Source organism: Viridibacillus soli (assembly GCF_016612995.1).
Taxonomy (GTDB): Bacteria; Bacillota; Bacilli; order Bacillales_A; family Planococcaceae; genus Viridibacillus; species Viridibacillus soli.
Map to the genome: position 1 here is coordinate 1 of NZ_JAEOAH010000093.1, position 872 is coordinate 872.

Annotated in this window: 1 pseudogene; it reads left to right on the plus strand. The window is 43.7% G+C overall.

Annotated elements, in window-relative coordinates:
* Nucleotides 1–39: 39 nt before the first annotated feature.
* Nucleotides 40–829 (plus strand): annotated as a pseudogene (locus JFL43_RS22135) (IS3 family transposase); the annotation flags it as partial.
* Between the last annotated feature and the right edge of the window lie 43 nt (nt 830–872).

The window sequence follows — 872 nt, forward strand, 5'->3', positions numbered from 1 at the left end:
AATTAACTTGAGAGTGTCTAAAGTCTTGACGTAGATCCAAAAAGTACGTATTATCAATCTTTTCATAAAAAGCCGAACAGCTATCATCGCTAATGAAGAGCTACTCGCACGCATTCGCGTCATTCATAAGGAAAGTGACGGCCGTTATGGTGCACCGAAAATCTTTGCCATTCTTAAACAAGAGGGCTACACAGGCAGTATTGATCGCGTACAGCGCATTATGAAAAAGGCAGGCATTCGTTCGAACATCACAAAAAAGTACAGACCGACGTCATCACAGAAGCCAGTGGAAGAACGTGAAAACTTACTGGCGCAAGACTTTACAACCGAAACCATCAATGAAAAATGGGTGGCAGATATTACGTATATTCACACACTGCGCGACGGTTGGTGCTATTTGGCGTCGGTATTAGATTTACACACAAAGAAAATTGTCGGATATAAATTTGGACGTAAAATGACCGTGGATCTCATTTTAGACGCACTCGACAATGCCGTCCAAGCACAAAAACCAGCACCAGGACTCATTGTACACACGGATTTAGGCTCACAATATACAAGCGTAGATGCCCAGGAACAACTGAAAAAGTATGAAATGATTCCATCGTTCAGCCGTAAAGGATGCCCGTATGACAATGCGTGCATCGAATCTTTTCACGCAACACTGAAAAAAGAAGAAGTGTACCGAACGCGCTATGACTGCTTTGAAACTGCACGCGTTGCCTTATTTAAATACATCGAAGGTTGGTACAATCGCAAGCGCATTCACGGTAGCATTGGTTATCTCACACCCGATGCGTACGAGAAAATGTGCCGAGCAGCAGCGTAAAAAACGAGGGTACACAGAAATCTACCCCACCACATTTTTCGGG